At 53.1% G+C, this 14,624-nt stretch carries 12 protein-coding genes; 3 read left to right on the top strand and 9 right to left on the bottom strand.

What is annotated here, in order from left to right; all coding sequences use genetic code 11:
• Positions 1-25: 25 nt before the first annotated feature.
• The 9 genes from ABF287_RS11015 to ABF287_RS10975 all read right to left on the bottom strand — a co-directional run bounded on the left by ABF287_RS11015 (position 26) and on the right by ABF287_RS10975 (position 11,686).
• Complete coding sequence (locus ABF287_RS11015; protein WP_347185056.1) at positions 26-1,633, bottom strand: glycoside hydrolase family 43 protein; 1,608 nt, start codon at positions 1,631-1,633, stop codon at positions 26-28.
• 11 nt (positions 1,634-1,644) lie between these two features.
• The gene (gene mgrA, locus ABF287_RS11010; protein WP_347185055.1) at positions 1,645-2,673 is read right to left on the bottom strand and encodes an L-glyceraldehyde 3-phosphate reductase; all 1,029 of its coding nucleotides are present in this window, start codon (positions 2,671-2,673) and stop codon (positions 1,645-1,647) included.
• Positions 2,674-2,885: 212 nt separating this feature from the next.
• The gene (locus ABF287_RS11005; RefSeq protein ID WP_347185054.1) at positions 2,886-4,025 is read right to left on the bottom strand and encodes a Gfo/Idh/MocA family oxidoreductase; all 1,140 of its coding nucleotides are present in this window, start codon (positions 4,023-4,025) and stop codon (positions 2,886-2,888) included.
• Between the two features lie 21 nt (positions 4,026-4,046).
• Complete coding sequence (locus tag ABF287_RS11000; RefSeq protein ID WP_347185053.1) at positions 4,047-4,802, bottom strand: sugar phosphate isomerase/epimerase; 756 nt, start codon at positions 4,800-4,802, stop codon at positions 4,047-4,049.
• Positions 4,803-4,883: 81 nt separating this feature from the next.
• Positions 4,884-7,295 carry a glycoside hydrolase family 2 protein gene (locus ABF287_RS10995; RefSeq protein ID WP_347185052.1) on the bottom strand — a complete coding sequence of 804 codons (2,412 nt, stop codon included), beginning with the start codon at positions 7,293-7,295 and terminating at the stop codon, positions 4,884-4,886.
• 117 nt (positions 7,296-7,412) lie between these two features.
• Positions 7,413-8,495, bottom strand: coding sequence for an ABC transporter ATP-binding protein (locus ABF287_RS10990; protein WP_347185051.1), 1,083 nt, complete (start codon positions 8,493-8,495; stop codon positions 7,413-7,415).
• Positions 8,496-8,499: 4 nt separating this feature from the next.
• Positions 8,500-9,420, bottom strand: a complete 921-nt coding sequence (locus ABF287_RS10985) for a carbohydrate ABC transporter permease (protein ID WP_347185050.1) — start codon at positions 9,418-9,420, stop codon at positions 8,500-8,502.
• Positions 9,417-10,346, bottom strand: a complete 930-nt coding sequence (locus tag ABF287_RS10980; protein WP_347185049.1) for a sugar ABC transporter permease — start codon at positions 10,344-10,346, stop codon at positions 9,417-9,419. The genes ABF287_RS10985 and ABF287_RS10980 overlap by 4 nt, the downstream gene beginning before the upstream one ends.
• Before the next feature lie 107 nt (positions 10,347-10,453).
• Positions 10,454-11,686 carry an ABC transporter substrate-binding protein gene (locus tag ABF287_RS10975; protein WP_347185048.1) on the bottom strand — a complete coding sequence of 411 codons (1,233 nt, stop codon included), beginning with the start codon at positions 11,684-11,686 and terminating at the stop codon, positions 10,454-10,456.
• Positions 11,687-12,003: 317 nt separating this feature from the next.
• Between ABF287_RS10975 and ABF287_RS10970 the strand changes: the two genes are divergently transcribed.
• The 3 genes from ABF287_RS10970 to ABF287_RS10960 form a co-directional block, all read left to right on the top strand.
• Positions 12,004-13,044: a LacI family transcriptional regulator gene (locus ABF287_RS10970; protein ID WP_347185047.1), complete on the top strand. Its 1,041-nt coding sequence runs from the start codon at positions 12,004-12,006 to the stop codon at positions 13,042-13,044.
• 74 nt (positions 13,045-13,118) lie between these two features.
• Positions 13,119-14,174 carry a sugar phosphate isomerase/epimerase gene (locus tag ABF287_RS10965; RefSeq protein WP_347185046.1) on the top strand — a complete coding sequence of 352 codons (1,056 nt, stop codon included), beginning with the start codon at positions 13,119-13,121 and terminating at the stop codon, positions 14,172-14,174.
• A 25-nt stretch (positions 14,175-14,199) separates the two neighbouring features.
• Positions 14,200-14,624 (top strand): Gfo/Idh/MocA family oxidoreductase (locus ABF287_RS10960; protein ID WP_347185045.1); only part of this gene is annotated, 425 nt, incomplete at its 3' end.

The following is a 14,624-nucleotide window of genomic DNA, read 5'->3' as shown; positions in this document are numbered from 1 at the left end:
CGTCATCCTTTGAGCGCCGCTTTGGTCAGGCCTGCGGCGTATATGAGAAACGGGAAAACAGCGCCTCGCGCCCCTGCCCTGTGATGTCCATCGCATACATGCCAATGAAGCCCCCCGTAAAGGACCCATGTTCGCCAAAGCCCGCTTCATCGGAAATAAGCGTGGCATCCAAAACGCCGCCAATGTCCGCCCAATCGCCATCACCCATGCGCCAAGAGAACCGCAAATCCGCGTGATCCACATCGGCACGCATTTGCACGGGCCCCTCGGGGATCGCGATTGGATCGCCGTGCCATGTGAGTTCATTGTCCATATGATCGCCAAGACAAGACACCACGCGCAAACAGCGACCGATGTCTGGCTCAAAACAGATCAGCAGTTTGTGAAATTTGTGGCGATTGTAATAGTGGGTCAGGCCAGCTGCATGTTGATAGGTGTCGGGCTCAAATGACACTTCCGTCTCGGCGCGAAATACAAAATGCTCTTGGCGACGCGCGACCAAAGCATTTTCAAACCAAGAGCCAAAACTTTCTCGCCCAATAAGGTGCAAGCCATTGTCCACACGGAACAGGCGCTCAGGGTGAGGATGGCGCAACCATTGGAAATCTATCGGCAATTCAGTGCCTTCGAACTGGGTCACATGCGCCTCGGGCGCGCGTGGTGCAACATCGACAAGGCCCGGCAATTCTGCACGCGGCACCAAGCCGCCCTGCTCAAGATACAGCCAATCATCTTTCCAAACGCAGCGTTCAATCCCAGTTTCACGCCCCATGGGACAGAAAAACTGACCAGACCCGCGTTTCTGAATGGGCCGCCCCATCAAGAACGTATGGTACACGTCGCCCTCAGGCGTTTCCACATATTGGCCATGCCCCGTGCGCTGGATCGGGCTTTCAGTAAGCGGCGTATTTTGGGTCGAGATCACATGCAGATCGGGGTGATCCTCATAAGGCCCCCAGATCGATTTGGACCGCGCCAAAGACACTGCGTGACCATAGCCCGTGCCGCCCTCAGCTGTGGTCATGTAATAATAGCCGTTGCGTTTAAATACGTGTGGCGCCTCAGTCAGACCATGAGATGTGCCAGGATAGACGTTTTCGACCTTGCCGGTCAGGCCATGCTCCGGCGACCATTCTTGCATCAAGATACCGTCAAAAGACGAATGCTTTGGATTGCCGCCCGTGCCCGCACCGCGGTGGTTCCATTGCATGTTCATAAAGTATTTTTTACCGTCCGTGTCATGAAACAAAGACGGATCAAACCCTGATGAATTCACATACCAAGGGTCACACCAGTCGCCATCAATGGTCTCGCAGGCGGTGATGTAGTTGTGCGCATCTTTGAACTTGCCCTTCAAGCGTTTGACATCCGTGTAGACCAGATAGAACTTGTCTCCATCATGGGAAAGGCACGGCGCCCAAATCCCGCAACTGTCTGGATTTCCACGCATATCCAATAGCGCGGCCCGATTGAGAGGCCGCGCCACAAGATCCCAATTCACCAGATCCCGAGAGTGAAATATTTGCACACCAGGATACCACTCAAATGTGGACGTCGCGATGTAATAGTCGTCCCCAACCCGCACGAACGACGGATCAGGGTTGAAACCGGGAAGAATTGGGTTCTGGATCAATAGATCACTCCTTAGCTTTCTGAGGACAAGGCCCACAGATTGATTTTTTCCTCATCGGCATGCTCGTCGATGAAGGCAAGCTCTTCAGCTGTGAATTCAAGATTGTTCACCGCGCCCACACAATCTGTGACTTGTGAGGGTTTCGACGCACCAATCAAGGCAGTGGTAATGCCATTGTTGCGCAGCACCCAAGCGATGGCCATTTGCGCCAGCGTTTGTCCGCGAGATTGCGCCATGTCGTTCAACTTATTGAGGTTGGCGATGGCACGGTCTGACACAAACTCAGGTTTCAGCGATTTACCTTGGGTCGCACGCGACCCTTCGGGGATACCGCCCAGATATTTATTGGTCAGCATACCTTGCGCCAGCGGTGTAAAGGCGATTGAGCCGACACCCAGCTCTTGCAGCGTGTCTTTCAACCCATCGTGTTCCACCCAACGGTTAAGCATGTTGTAGCTCGGCTGGTGAATGATACAGGGCGTTCCAAGCTCATTCAAAATGCGCACAGCTTCACGTGTTCGATCCGAATTATATGATGAAATTCCAACATATAGCGCCTTACCTTGACGTACGATGCTATCGAGCGCCCCCATGGTTTCTTCCAAAGGCGTGTCAGGGTCAAAGCGGTGCGAATAGAAAATGTCGACGTAATCCACGCCCATGCGTTTGAGCGATTGATCACAAGACGCCATCAAATACTTGCGTGATCCCCATTCGCCATAAGGCCCATCCCACATGAGATAACCGGCCTTGGATGAAATAATCATCTCGTCGCGGTAGCCTGCAAAATCGGTTTTCAGGATCTCACCAAAGGCGGTTTCTGCCGAGCCCGGACGTGGGCCATAGTTGTTGGCGAGATCAAAATGGGTGATGCCTGCATCAAACGCAGTATGCAAAATGTCGCGCTTTGTTTGATGCGGCGTGTCATCACCAAAGTTGTGCCAAAGGCCCAAAGAGACGGCGGGTAGTTTCAAACCTGAATTGCCGCAACGGCGGTACTGCATAGTCTCGTAACGGTTTTCTGCGGGGGTATATGTCATAGTGTCCTCCAAAATATCAGTGGTGTGGGCGAAACTCTGATCGCACACATCCTTTGCCTTGAAACCTTTATGCGCAGTTTTCACCACTGGAACCAGACGCGACGGCGCACGCCCCTTGAGCGAAAATGTTAGCGCAACCGTGCTGTGCAATTTACACGCAAGCCTATGAGTAAAATTTTTGAAGATGCCCCAAAAGGCAGCCCCGACATGCCTTACCCAAGTAGTTTAGACGCTTCCTCCGGTGTCACTGCGGCAGGACGTTCACAGGTCGTTGTCATCTCAACAAAGCGTCCCTCTTCTCCTGATTTCAACACGGACGTCATCACCTCAACCGCATGTAAGGCCAGTTCCAGCGAACAACGGTGCGGGCGATCTTCAACAATCGCCTGCGCCATATCGGCCAAACCAGCAGTCCGATAATTGGCGCGCGGCGTGCCCTGCCCGTCTTCTTGGTTGGAAATGCCAAAGGGGTGATCCGGCTGGGACAGCTCTTTGATCTCTTTATCTTTGCCGGCGATTTCCACTAAGCCACCGAAGAAATTGGGATCAGGCACAAAAATAGATCCTTCTGTGCCGTAAAGCTCCATATTAGCATGACGATGCGCCCAAACGTCCCAAGACGTGGACAGGGTGATCGTGGCCCCTGAGACAAATTCAAGCAAAGCGTGGATGTTTGTCGGCGTCTCAACGGGGATTTTCTCGCCCGCGCGCGGGCCTTCAGTCGTGATCGTGCGCGTGTCAGAGGCGGATGTCGTCAGGGCCACGACGCGTTTCACCGGTCCCAAGAGTTGGATCAGATTGGTGACGTAGTAAGGCCCCAAATCCAGCATCGGCCCGCCGCCAGCAACAAAGAAAAAGTCAGGATTGGGGTGCCACATTTCCATGCCTGGCGACAGCACATGCGCCGTGCCCGAGGTAATGCGCCCCACCTGCCCTGCATCAATCGCCGCTCGCGCTGCCTGATGCGCACCGCCCATCCAAGTGTCCGGCGCAGATCCAACCCTCAGTCCGGTTTTGGCACAAAGGCTGCGTAGCTCTTCACCCTCAGCCAGCGACAGCACGAAAGGCTTTTCGGAATATGCATGCTTGCCCGCTTCCAATATCTGTTTGGTCACCGCAAAATGCGCTGCGGGAATGGTCAGATTGAGCACCAAGTCAATGTCATCCGCCGCCAACAAGTCCGCAACCGTTTCTGCCCGCACGCCCTCGTATTCTGCAGCCCGCGCAGTGGCGGCCTCCATATTGAGGTCCGCAACCGCACGCACTTCTAGCGCTTTGAAATTGGGGGCAAGCCCCAAGTAAGACGTCGAAATATTACCGCATCCAATGATGCCGACACCAAGTTTTGTCATAGGTATAATCCTTTCTCGATCTTAAAATTTACGAGCATTTTCAATCGCAACCGAGGCAAAGCGCTTGTGATCTGACGGATTGTCATGCTCCATCACAAACAGATCCGCAGAGGTGAATTCACGCACGGCCGACATGATTGCAGGCCAGTCCATGATGCCCGTTCCTGCATCAGCCCAGCCACCCTCGTCGTCTTTGGTGCCCGCTGGCGCAATGTCTTTCACGTGCACTGCCGTAATGCGTTTGCCATAGCGTTGGATCGTTTCAATCGGGTCTTTGCCGCCACGCACGACCCAAGCGATATCCAGTTCAAAGTTCAGGCTTGGCCCGCCCTCGATGATCAAATCTTGAGGCGTCTCGCCTGTGGGCAAAGTGGCGAACTCGAAGTCATGATTGTGCCAGCCGAACACCAATCCTTTGGCCACAATCGGCGCGCCCGCTTTTTCCAAACGCGCCCCGAAAGCGCGCCATCCTGCGGCGTCCGTTGGACGCTCATCCGGCATCAAAAATGGCACATAAACGTGTTCAATGTTGAGTGCCTCGCAAATCGCGATCACCCCATCGGGATTGTTTTCGACCATATCCAACGCGAAGTGGCCAGATTTCATGTGCAATCCAGCCGCCTTGAGGCGTGTTTTGAGAACATCTAATTCCTCAAGCTCGTTGTAGAACGCGCCATACCCTTCACATTGCGCATAGCCGAGTGCGCCAATCATCGCGAGGGTTTCAGCCTGATCCCAATCGCGGGAACTGTACAGTTGGTATGAAAAATCGGTCATAATTGGGTCTCTCTTTCATCGGCATTCATATGACTGCCCTTGGTTGTCGGTATGATCGCAAAGCGCGTCGGTTTTGCGTTTTCAATGAACCACGTCGTAAGTGGCTGAATGCAGGTCGCGCAGGGTAATTTGCGGCGCCTGCCCTAAGCTCTCAGGCGTAAAGGTGATTGTCAGCGGCGTGTCCGGCAAAAGCGTGACAGCATTTTCACTAAAGCGGCCCGCGATATCTGCCTCCAAACTCACAAACAGACCTAAGCCTCGTGAGGTCAAAGTGACCTCTGTCACATCGTTAATTTGGGTTGTTTTGAGATCAATCTTCGCATGCAAAAGATCGTAGGTTTTCCACGCTTTCGGCGCAAAAATATCAGCGCCCAACAATGGCGCGCCCATTGCGTCCTCCCCCGCATCCCACGAGAAATACAAAATTTCATCGTCATTCAACACGGTATCGCCAAGCCGGATCGCCTCGACTGCCTCGGCACTTTTGGCGGTCACGTTAAAGCGGTCAATCTCACGGGTTGCACCTGCCATATCAACGGCTTGAATACGCAAATCAACAACGTGGTCTTCAGGCAAGTCGGACACCACGGAAAACACAAATTCGTCTTTGTCGGGCGCAACTGTCACAAGAACGGGCGCGTAGAATTCTTTCGCCATATGGTGCAAAAGCTTCCAATTGCCACCGTAATCAAGGCTCGACCAAGATGCGCAAGGCCAAGTGTCATTGAGCTGCCAAATCAGCGTGCCCATGCAATGCGGCTTCAATGAACGCCACCACGACACGGCCGTTTTGATGGCCAATCCCTGCTGCACTTGGCTCAAATAGACGAAGTTTGAAAAATCCACGGGAAAGCGGAAATAGCGGAACATCGTCGCGGCGATACGTTCATTTCCGCCTTCGTTCTTTTGGTGACTTTCCAAAACAGGTGCCGCGATGTTGCGGTCTTCAGGGGCCACGAAAGTGTCGATGATCCGATTGGACGGATAGCTTTGAAAGCCGAATTCAGAACAAAAGCGTGGGCGAATGTCGCGGTAATGTTCAAAGTCTTTGTTTTCGTGCCAAACCGACCAAAAATGCATATCGCCAGAGCTGTCATCATGCCATGCATCGCCAAAATCAAGTGGACCAGCGGAGGGCGAAGACGGCCACCAAACCGCCTTTGGATGAGCTGCAAACAAGGCGCGCTCAATCGCTGAATTGAGCCGATCATACATCACCAAATAGGTGTCGCGGTTTTCTAAGCTTTCCTTGTACCACGTCAAAGCACCAACCAATTCGTTGTCACCACACCACACCGCCAGTGAGGCATGATGATGCAAGCGTTGAACGTTTTCGCGCACTTCTTCCGCGACATTTTGCAAAAACGCATCATCACATGGGTACAAATGGCAAGAGAACATGAAATCTTGCCAAACCATAAGGCCCATTTCATCGCAGAGGTCATAGAACCACGTCGGCTCATACTGACCCCCACCCCAAACGCGGATCATGTTCATATTGGCGTCCACAGCGGATTGCAGCAGCTTTTCGACCTCTGCGCGTTCAATCTTGCCCGCCAAAGCATCCGCTGGAATCCAATTGGCCCCTTTGGCAAAGACATCACGGCCATTGACGCGGAATTTAAACCCGATGCCTGCCGCGTCCTTTTCGGTGACCAATTCCATCTGACGCAGCCCGATGCGGCGATATTGGATTTCTTCGTCCAGACGCACCTCTAAATCATAAAGCGGCTGCATGCCCTGCCCTGCGGGCCACCACAATTCAGGGTTTTCGACAACAAACTCACCGGTCGCAACGCCTGCGATGATTTGAGGCGTAACGCTCCGCCCACCAAAGCGCATCTCAACCGTATGACCGTCTGGCGCGTTTTGCACATGGGCATTGGCCGCCAGCGTGACAGTGCCTGTCTCGTCGAACACTTGATCAATCAGAATGTGCGAAATGCGCGGCGACGAGATCGGCACAAGGGTCACTGCACCAATGATCCCGCTCGGAGCCAAGGCAATATTCCAATCCCACCCAAAATCGCATGCCGGCTTGCGCAGCATGTTTCCGTTGGGAATAGGACAGTTAAAGGAGTACGGGATCGTGTAGCGCTGTGCGTCTTGACGCGCTTTGCCTTCTGCCACCACGGACTTGAAGGTTAAAACCAGCTCGTTTTCGCCAATCTTTGCAACCTTGGAAATATCCGCCCGCCAAGTGCGAAAATTGTTATCCGCACTCAGAACATGCGTGCCGTTTACCGAAACATCAACGACGCCATCTAAGCCCGTCAGCACCAATTCTTGCGATACATCTGTCAGTGAAAAGACTGTTGAGGCGAGCCATTCACGCTCACAAATCCAGCGCAAGCCGTATTCATTACGGCCCCAGTACGGATCCACAATTTTGCCCGCATCATGCAACGCACTTACGGTGTCAAATGGCACAGTAACCGAAAGGTCATAGGTGCCACTGTCATCGCGAAGGGTCCAGTTTTCAAAGGCAGTCATTAAGATCATCCGTCGATTTAGGCCACAGAGCACGCGTCAAGCGCAGGCAGTCTGAGCCAAAGAAAGTTTTTGAAATCAAGGGGCGACCGCGCCGCCCCTGTTAGATCTGCGTCGGTGTTACAAGCGTTCTTCTGTCGCTTTATCAAACATTGACGCATGTGCTGGATCGAACGAAATATTTAGAACGTCGCCAGACTGAACCGTAGATGTCCCATCCATACGAATACGGAATGGAGCGCCAGCAACCTGAGTCCACACAAGCGTATCGGACCCCATCGGTTCGACGATCTGTGCGGTGACTTGCAGTTGCACAGGTCCTGTGCCGTCAACGACCACATGTTCTGGGCGAATACCAAACCACGCAGGCCCACCGGTTTGACCCGCAGGCGTAAATTCATACCCCTTCAGATCGATCGACAGGTCACCGGCTGTAAACACACCGCTGTCCACATCGCCTTCAAAGAAATTCATCGCAGGCGAGCCAATGAAATCAGCCACGTATTTGTTCACAGGGCGATTGTAGATCTCTTTCGGGCTGGCAAGCTGCTGGATCAATCCATCTTTCATGATCGCAATGCGGTCTGCCAAAGTGAGCGCTTCGACCTGATCGTGGGTCACGTAGATCATGGTGTTTTTCAACTGCTGGTGCAGCTGTTTCAACTCAACCCGCAGGTCTGTGCGCAGCTTGGCATCCAAGTTCGACAAGGGCTCGTCAAACAAGAACACATCCACATCGCGCACCAAAGCCCGCCCGATTGCAACGCGTTGCCGTTGTCCACCTGACAAAGCGCCCGGTTTGCGGTCGAGCAGTTCTTCCATTTGCAGAATTTCAGCCGCACGCGCGACGCGTTTTTCGATCTCGGCTTTTGGCACCTTGGCATTTTTCAGACCAAAAGTCAGATTGCCCCGCACCGTCATCTGCGGATAAAGCGCGTAGGACTGGAACACCATGCCAATGCCGCGCTCAGAGGGTTCGGCCCATGTGACGTTGTTTCCGCCAATATGGATCTGCCCGCCTGAGACTTCCAAAAGCCCCGCGATGCAGTTCAGCAAGGTGGATTTGCCACAACCAGACGCGCCAAGCAGCACGATAAACTCGCCATGCGCAATATCAAGATTGAGGTCTTTGAGGACCTTCACGGCCCCAAAGTTGAGATCGAGGTTTTTGATCGAGACGGATGGGTTTTCGATTACTGTCATAGTCTTAGCCTTTCACGGCGCCGGCTGCGATGCCGCGAACGAACAGCTTGCCGGATACGAAATAGATAACGAGAGGCACAAGGCCGGTGAGCAGAGTCGCCGCCATATTGACGTTGTACTCTTTGACCCCTTGCACGGAGTTCACGATGTTATTGAGCTGCACCGTCATCGGATAAATCGCAGGTTTGGTGTAGACGACGCCAAACAAGAAATCGTTCCAGATGCCCGTGACCTGAATGATCATCGACACAACAAAGATCGGCAAAGACATGGGCAACATGATCTTAAAGAAGATCGCCCAAAATCCTGCCCCATCAACGCGCGCAGCCTTGAACAGTTCTTGCGGGATGCTTGAGAAATAGTTGCGGAATAACAAAGTGTTGATCGGCATACCAAAGATCATATGCACCAGAACCAAACCACCAAGCGACCCCATAAGACCCATTTCGCGCAAGATGATCACGATGGGATAGAGCATGATTTGATAGGGAATAAAGGCGCCCAAAAGCAGTACGTTAAAGAAGAACTCCGAGCCTTTGAATTTCCACATCGACAGCCCGTACCCCGACACAGAGGCAACGGTAATCGACAGGATCACTGACGGGATCAAAATCTGAACAGAGTTCCAAAATCCGCGCGACAGGCCATCACAGTTGATGCCGGTACAGGCCTCGGACCAAGCCTTGACCCAAGGTTGGAACGTGATCTCAACGGGCGGCGCAAAAATATTGCCCATGCGCACCTCGGCCATGTCTTTGAGCGAGGTCACCACCATCACCCACAGCGGCAAAAGGTAGTAGAGCGACATGACAATCAACGTGCCATATAGGAACAAGTTGGCGGGCGAAAAGCGGCGTTTGGGTTTGGGGCCTTTGGGCCCTGACAGCGCTGCGTCTGCAATTGACTGAGGGTGAGATTGGGTCATTGGTTTTTCTTGCCCCCGAATTGAAGATACACATATGGGATCAAAATGATCACAACCATCACCAGCATCATCGTTGACGCGGCAAAGCCTTGGCCCAGATTTTGACGACCAAACAGCGTGTCATAAACGTATTTGGCCGGCACTTCTGACGAAATCCCAGGCCCGCCTGAGGTCTGCGCGACCACAAGGTCATAGACCTTAACGATACCTGCGGCGATCAGCACCAAAGCAGTCACAAACACAGGCTTCATCATGGGAATGATCACCACGATATAGGTTTTCACCGTGCCGATCCCGTCAACACGGGTGGCCTTCCAAATGTCTTCGTCGATGCCTCGCATCCCCGCCAACATGATGCACATGATCAGCCCCGTGCCCTGCCACAGACCGGCGATCAAAATGCCGTAAATCACGATGTCCGAGTTGTAGAGCGGGTCGAAAGCAAAGCTTTCCCACCCCAGATTGCGCACAATCGATTGGATGCCAAATTCAGGGTTCAAGATCCACTGCCACACAAGGCCCGTGACCACGAAAGACAAAGCAAACGGATAGAGGAAAATGGTGCGAAAGGTGTTCTCAAACCTGATTTTTCTATCCAGTAAAGCGGCCAAAACGAACCCGATCACCAAGGTGAAAACCAGCGAACAAGCGCCAAAGATAAACAGGTTCTCTACCGAGACCAACCAACGGCGCGAACTCCAAAGTCGCTCATATTGGTCAAAGCCAACGAAGTTGAGCTTCGGCAAAAGCTTTGAGCCGGTGAACGAATGAACAATCGTCCAAGCAGAACACCCAATGAAAACAACCAAAGCGGTCAATATCATTGGGATCGCCGCGATTTTCGAACTTAGGTTTTTGAATATCTTGATCGGTGGCTTGGCATAGTCGCGCCTGCTCCGATCAACCCCGTGATCCGTTGCTGCCATGGCAGAAACATCCCCCTATTGCGCACTGAGTGGTCTGGGCCAGCTCAACACATGAGTAAAAAGACCCGGCCGCGCGCATCGCGGGCCGGGTCAAAGACCTGTCTGGATCAGTCAGCGCTCGCGATAAGCGCAGCGTATTCCGCTTGCGCATCAGCTGCCGACATGTCGGAGGACCAGAATTCAGTCATGAGGTCTTCGATCTGACCCGTTGTGTCCGCAGACAACAGCTGGTTGCCATCAGGCAAGATGTTGCCAGAGGCAAGGATCGCGAGACCTTTTTTCATGCAGTCATTGGCTGCTGAAAGATCAACATCACCGCGCACAGGCAGTGAGCCTTTCTTCAGGTTGAAATCAACTTGTACAGCTTTTGACAGCATCAAAGACGCCAGTTCTTTTTGCGCTGATTCGATTGCAGGATCGTCTTGTTTTGGGAAATAGAACGCGTCACCACCGGTTGAGATGATCTCGTTCACGCCCAAACCCGGAAGACATGTGTAATCTTCGCCAGCGACTTTTTCAGCAACAGCAAATTCACCCTGCGCCCAATCACCCATGATTTGACCACCAGCTTTGCCTTCGATCACCATAGCTGTCGCTTGGTTCCAGTCTTGCACGTTTGTGTCTTTTGAGAACTCTCGCGCAGCAGCTGCGGCTTCAAACACTTTTGCGTACTCAGGCCCCGCAGCGACATCCGCGTTTTTGTCTGCATTCACGGCTTTCCATGCGTCAACACCAGCGAGTGCAACAACCATCACACCAAAGGCGCCAGAGGACTGCCAAGACTGACCGCCCATTGCGAGCGGCACTTTGCCGGCCTCTTGCAATGCAGGCATTGCAGCGACGTATTCGTCCCAGTTGGTCGGAACATCAACGCCAATGTCAGCAAAAGCAGAGTTCGACAACCACAACCACTGCCATGAGTGGATGTTCACAGGTGCACAATAAATGCGACCATCAATGGTACAAGAATCGAGCAAGCTGGACGGATGAATAACGTCTTTCCACCCTTCAGCTTCGGCCACATCGGTCAGATCAAGCATCAAACCTGCTTCAACCAGCTCCTCAGCCTGACGGCCGTGGTTGAACTGTGTCGCATGCATTGGGTCACCGCCAAGAATGCGGGAAATCATGATCGGGCGCGCTGTACCGCCGCCGCCTGCAATCGCGCCATCGACCCAATTGTGTTCCGTTTTTTCATTGAGTGCTTTCGCGAACTGGGCCACAGCAGCAGCTTCGCCGCCGGATGTCCACCAGTGCGTAACCTCAAGGTCTACAGCGTGCGCAGTCGTTGCTGCCGCGCTCAATGCTGTCGCGCTCAAGAGTGCTTTGGTTAGTTTCATGTTGGTCGTCCTCCCTAGTTTCGAAAACGTTACAGGAGCACCTATAACGTTATAGATTTTGCAAAAAGTCCAGAATCGGTTACGTTGCATTTCTACGACAAGCAGTATGTCAGCAGTTTTCGCGCTGACAAAGCAAAAAAAATAGGATAGTTTTCAAAGGAACTTTAATAATAAATACCAAAGGTTAGCGCTATCAAGTACAATTGGTTTTTGACGAGCAGGCCGGAGCAAGGGACGCAAAACGACCGAATCCGACCAGAATCAGCAACTCAAAAATGCCACCCAAACGCGATCGTTTTTAACCGAAATGAGGGATCATGACCGCACCTGATGACGACCAAAACGGACTACGTTCTGGCGAGCGACCAACGCTAAAAACCATATCTCGGATTACGGGCCTAGCAGTCGCAACAGTCAGCCGGGCGCTCAACAATGCGCCCGATATATCCGTTGAAACCAAGAAGCGTGTGCGTGCTTGTGCAGATTCAATTGGCTACTTACCCAACCGCGCGGGTGTGCGCCTGCGCACAGGGAAGACGAATGTGATTTCATTGGTCTTGTCCACTGAACACGACATGATGAACCACACCGCACAGTTGATATCATCCGTTGCGGGCGCGCTGCGCGCCACGCCATATCATCTCATTGTAACGCCATTTTTCCCTGACGAAGATCCAATGCGCCCAGTGCGTTACGTGGTTGAAAACCGCACATCTGATGCCTTGATCCTCAACCAAACCGAGCCAGATGACCCGCGCGTTAAGTACCTTTTGGAACGCAATTTCCCTTTTGCCACCCACGGGCGCACCAACGGCGACAAACAACATCCGTTTGCGGACTTCGACAACTACGAGTTCGGCGTGATTGGAATGGAAGCGTTGGCACGACGGGGCCGCAAATGCGTGTTGATCGTGGCACCCCCGCCCTATCAGAACTATGGGCGTGAAATTTTAGAAAGCACCAAACAAACCGCCGAAAGACTGGGGCTACGTCGCCTCGTTTTGCAGGACGTCACGTCAGACAGCCCTCCCCGCGACATTGAAGCCTCAGTTCGCGGAGCCATAGCTGCCAATCCCGACATTGACGCCCTGTTTTGCGCCTCAACAACGTCGACCATGGTGGCAGTGGATACCGCGGAAGCAATGGGGCTCGTCATTGGTGACACAATGGACGTGTTTTCAAAAGAAGCCATCCCATTCCTACGCCGCTTTCGGCGCGGCATTTTAACGGTACACGAGGACGTGAGTTTGACAGGCGCAAGTCTTGCCGAGGCCGTTATACGCGCGATTGAAACGCCCAAAGCGCCCCCCCTTCAGGTTCTGGATACTCCGAAGTTTTCTGATCCATTGTTGGAGTAACGGTGCCCTAGAACCGAATTTCACCCCAGTGCGGATACCCACTGAACAGACTCACACCTCAAAAGGACACAGACATGGCGACAACGATGAAAGGCCCTGGGCTTTTTTTGGCCCAATTTGCAGGGGCCGAAGCACCCTTTGACACTCTGGAGAACATCACCAAGTGGGCCGCAGGTCTTGGATACAAAGGCGTTCAAATTCCAACATTTGTGACCCATCTGTTTGATCTCGATAAAGCCTTCGAAAGTGACGCCTACATTGATGAGGTCAAAGGCATTTGCGCAGACGCAAGCGTGGAAATCACGGAGCTGTCGACCCATTTGCAAGGTCAGCTTGTGGCAGTGAACCCCGCCTATGATCTCGCCTTTGACGCTTTTGCGCCCGAGCGCGTGCACGGAAACCCAAAAGCGCGTCAAGAGTGGGCCGTAGATCAAATGATGAAAGCGGCCGTCGTCTCGCGCAAGCTTGGCCTTGATAATTCTGTGTCCTTCACCGGATCTTTGGCTTTCCCGTATCTGTACCCTTGGCCGCAGCGCCCTGAGGGGTTGATCGAAGAAACGTTCGCAGAATTGGGCCGTCGCTGGACGCCTATTTTGAATGCTTATGAGGATCAAGGCGTCAATGTTGGGTATGAAATCCACCCTGGTGAAGACGTGTTTGACGGCGCGACCTTTGAAATGTTTGTCGATGCCGTGGGCGGACACAAGCGCGCGCAAATTAACTATGATCCCTCGCATTTTTTGCTGCAACAAATGGACTATCTCGCGTTTATTGATCTCTATCACGACCGCATTTGCGCCTATCACGTCAAAGACGCTGAGTTTAATCCAGACGGGCGCCAAGGCGTTTACTCAGGCTATCAGTCATGGGTCAACCGCGCTGCGCGCTTCCGATCCTTGGGCGATGGTCAGGTGGACTTTAAGGCAATTTTCTCGAAACTCGCGCAATACAATTACGACTCTTGGGCCGTGCTTGAATGGGAATGCTGCCTGAAATCCCCAGAGCAAGGGGCCGCCGAAGGCGCGCCATTTATTGCGCAGCATATCATTGAAACCACCGACAAAGCTTTCGATGATTTCGCCGGTGGCGACGTAGACAAGGCCACGATCAACAAGATTCTTGGACTTTAAAGTCGCAGGCTTAGGAATTGATAACATGACACAAAAACTGAAACTGGGCATGGTAGGCGGTGGACGCGGCGCGTTCATCGGCGCGGTGCACCGCATTGCGGCACGGATCGACAATGAATGGGAACTGATCGCAGGTGCCCTCTCCTCAGATCCCGCACGTGCTGCAGCGTCGGCTTCGGACCTCGGGTTGGATCCTGCGCGTTCTTACGGTTCTTATGAAGAGATGGCCAACGCAGAGGCCAGCCGCGCAGACGGGATCGATGCGGTTGCTATCGTCACGCCCAACCATATGCATGCCGGCCCCGCAATTGCTTTTCTTGAGGCGGGTATTCACGTCATTTGCGACAAACCTTTGGCGGCCACACTCGAAGATGCTTTGAAAATTGAAGAGGCCGTCGCGCGCACCGGCAAGCTGTTTATCTTAACCCACAATTACACCGGCTATCCGCT

Origin of the sequence: Pacificibacter sp., from assembly GCF_039769035.1 — a bacterium.
GTDB lineage: Bacteria > Pseudomonadota > Alphaproteobacteria > Rhodobacterales > Rhodobacteraceae > Celeribacter.
This window is presented reverse-complemented; position numbering and strand designations above follow the sequence as displayed.

What these genes read in the sequence shown, in the direction of transcription:
- mgrA (WP_347185055.1), bottom strand. Translation starts at nt 2,673, where the DNA reads ATGACATATACCCCCGCAGAAAACCGTTACGAGACTATGCAGTACCGC.
- ABF287_RS11005 (WP_347185054.1), bottom strand. Translation starts at nt 4,025, where the DNA reads ATGACAAAACTTGGTGTCGGCATCATTGGATGCGGTAATATTTCGACG.
- ABF287_RS11000 (WP_347185053.1), bottom strand. Translation starts at nt 4,802, where the DNA reads ATGACCGATTTTTCATACCAACTGTACAGTTCCCGCGATTGGGATCAG.
- ABF287_RS10995 (WP_347185052.1), bottom strand. Translation starts at nt 7,295, where the DNA reads ATGACTGCCTTTGAAAACTGGACCCTTCGCGATGACAGTGGCACCTAT.
- ABF287_RS10990 (WP_347185051.1), bottom strand. Translation starts at nt 8,495, where the DNA reads ATGACAGTAATCGAAAACCCATCCGTCTCGATCAAAAACCTCGATCTC.
- ABF287_RS10985 (WP_347185050.1), bottom strand. Translation starts at nt 9,420, where the DNA reads ATGACCCAATCTCACCCTCAGTCAATTGCAGACGCAGCGCTGTCAGGG.
- ABF287_RS10980 (WP_347185049.1), bottom strand. Translation starts at nt 10,346, where the DNA reads ATGGCAGCAACGGATCACGGGGTTGATCGGAGCAGGCGCGACTATGCC.
- ABF287_RS10975 (WP_347185048.1), bottom strand. Translation starts at nt 11,686, where the DNA reads ATGAAACTAACCAAAGCACTCTTGAGCGCGACAGCATTGAGCGCGGCA.
- ABF287_RS10970 (WP_347185047.1), top strand. Translation starts at nt 12,004, where the DNA reads ATGACCGCACCTGATGACGACCAAAACGGACTACGTTCTGGCGAGCGA.
- ABF287_RS10965 (WP_347185046.1), top strand. Translation starts at nt 13,119, where the DNA reads ATGGCGACAACGATGAAAGGCCCTGGGCTTTTTTTGGCCCAATTTGCA.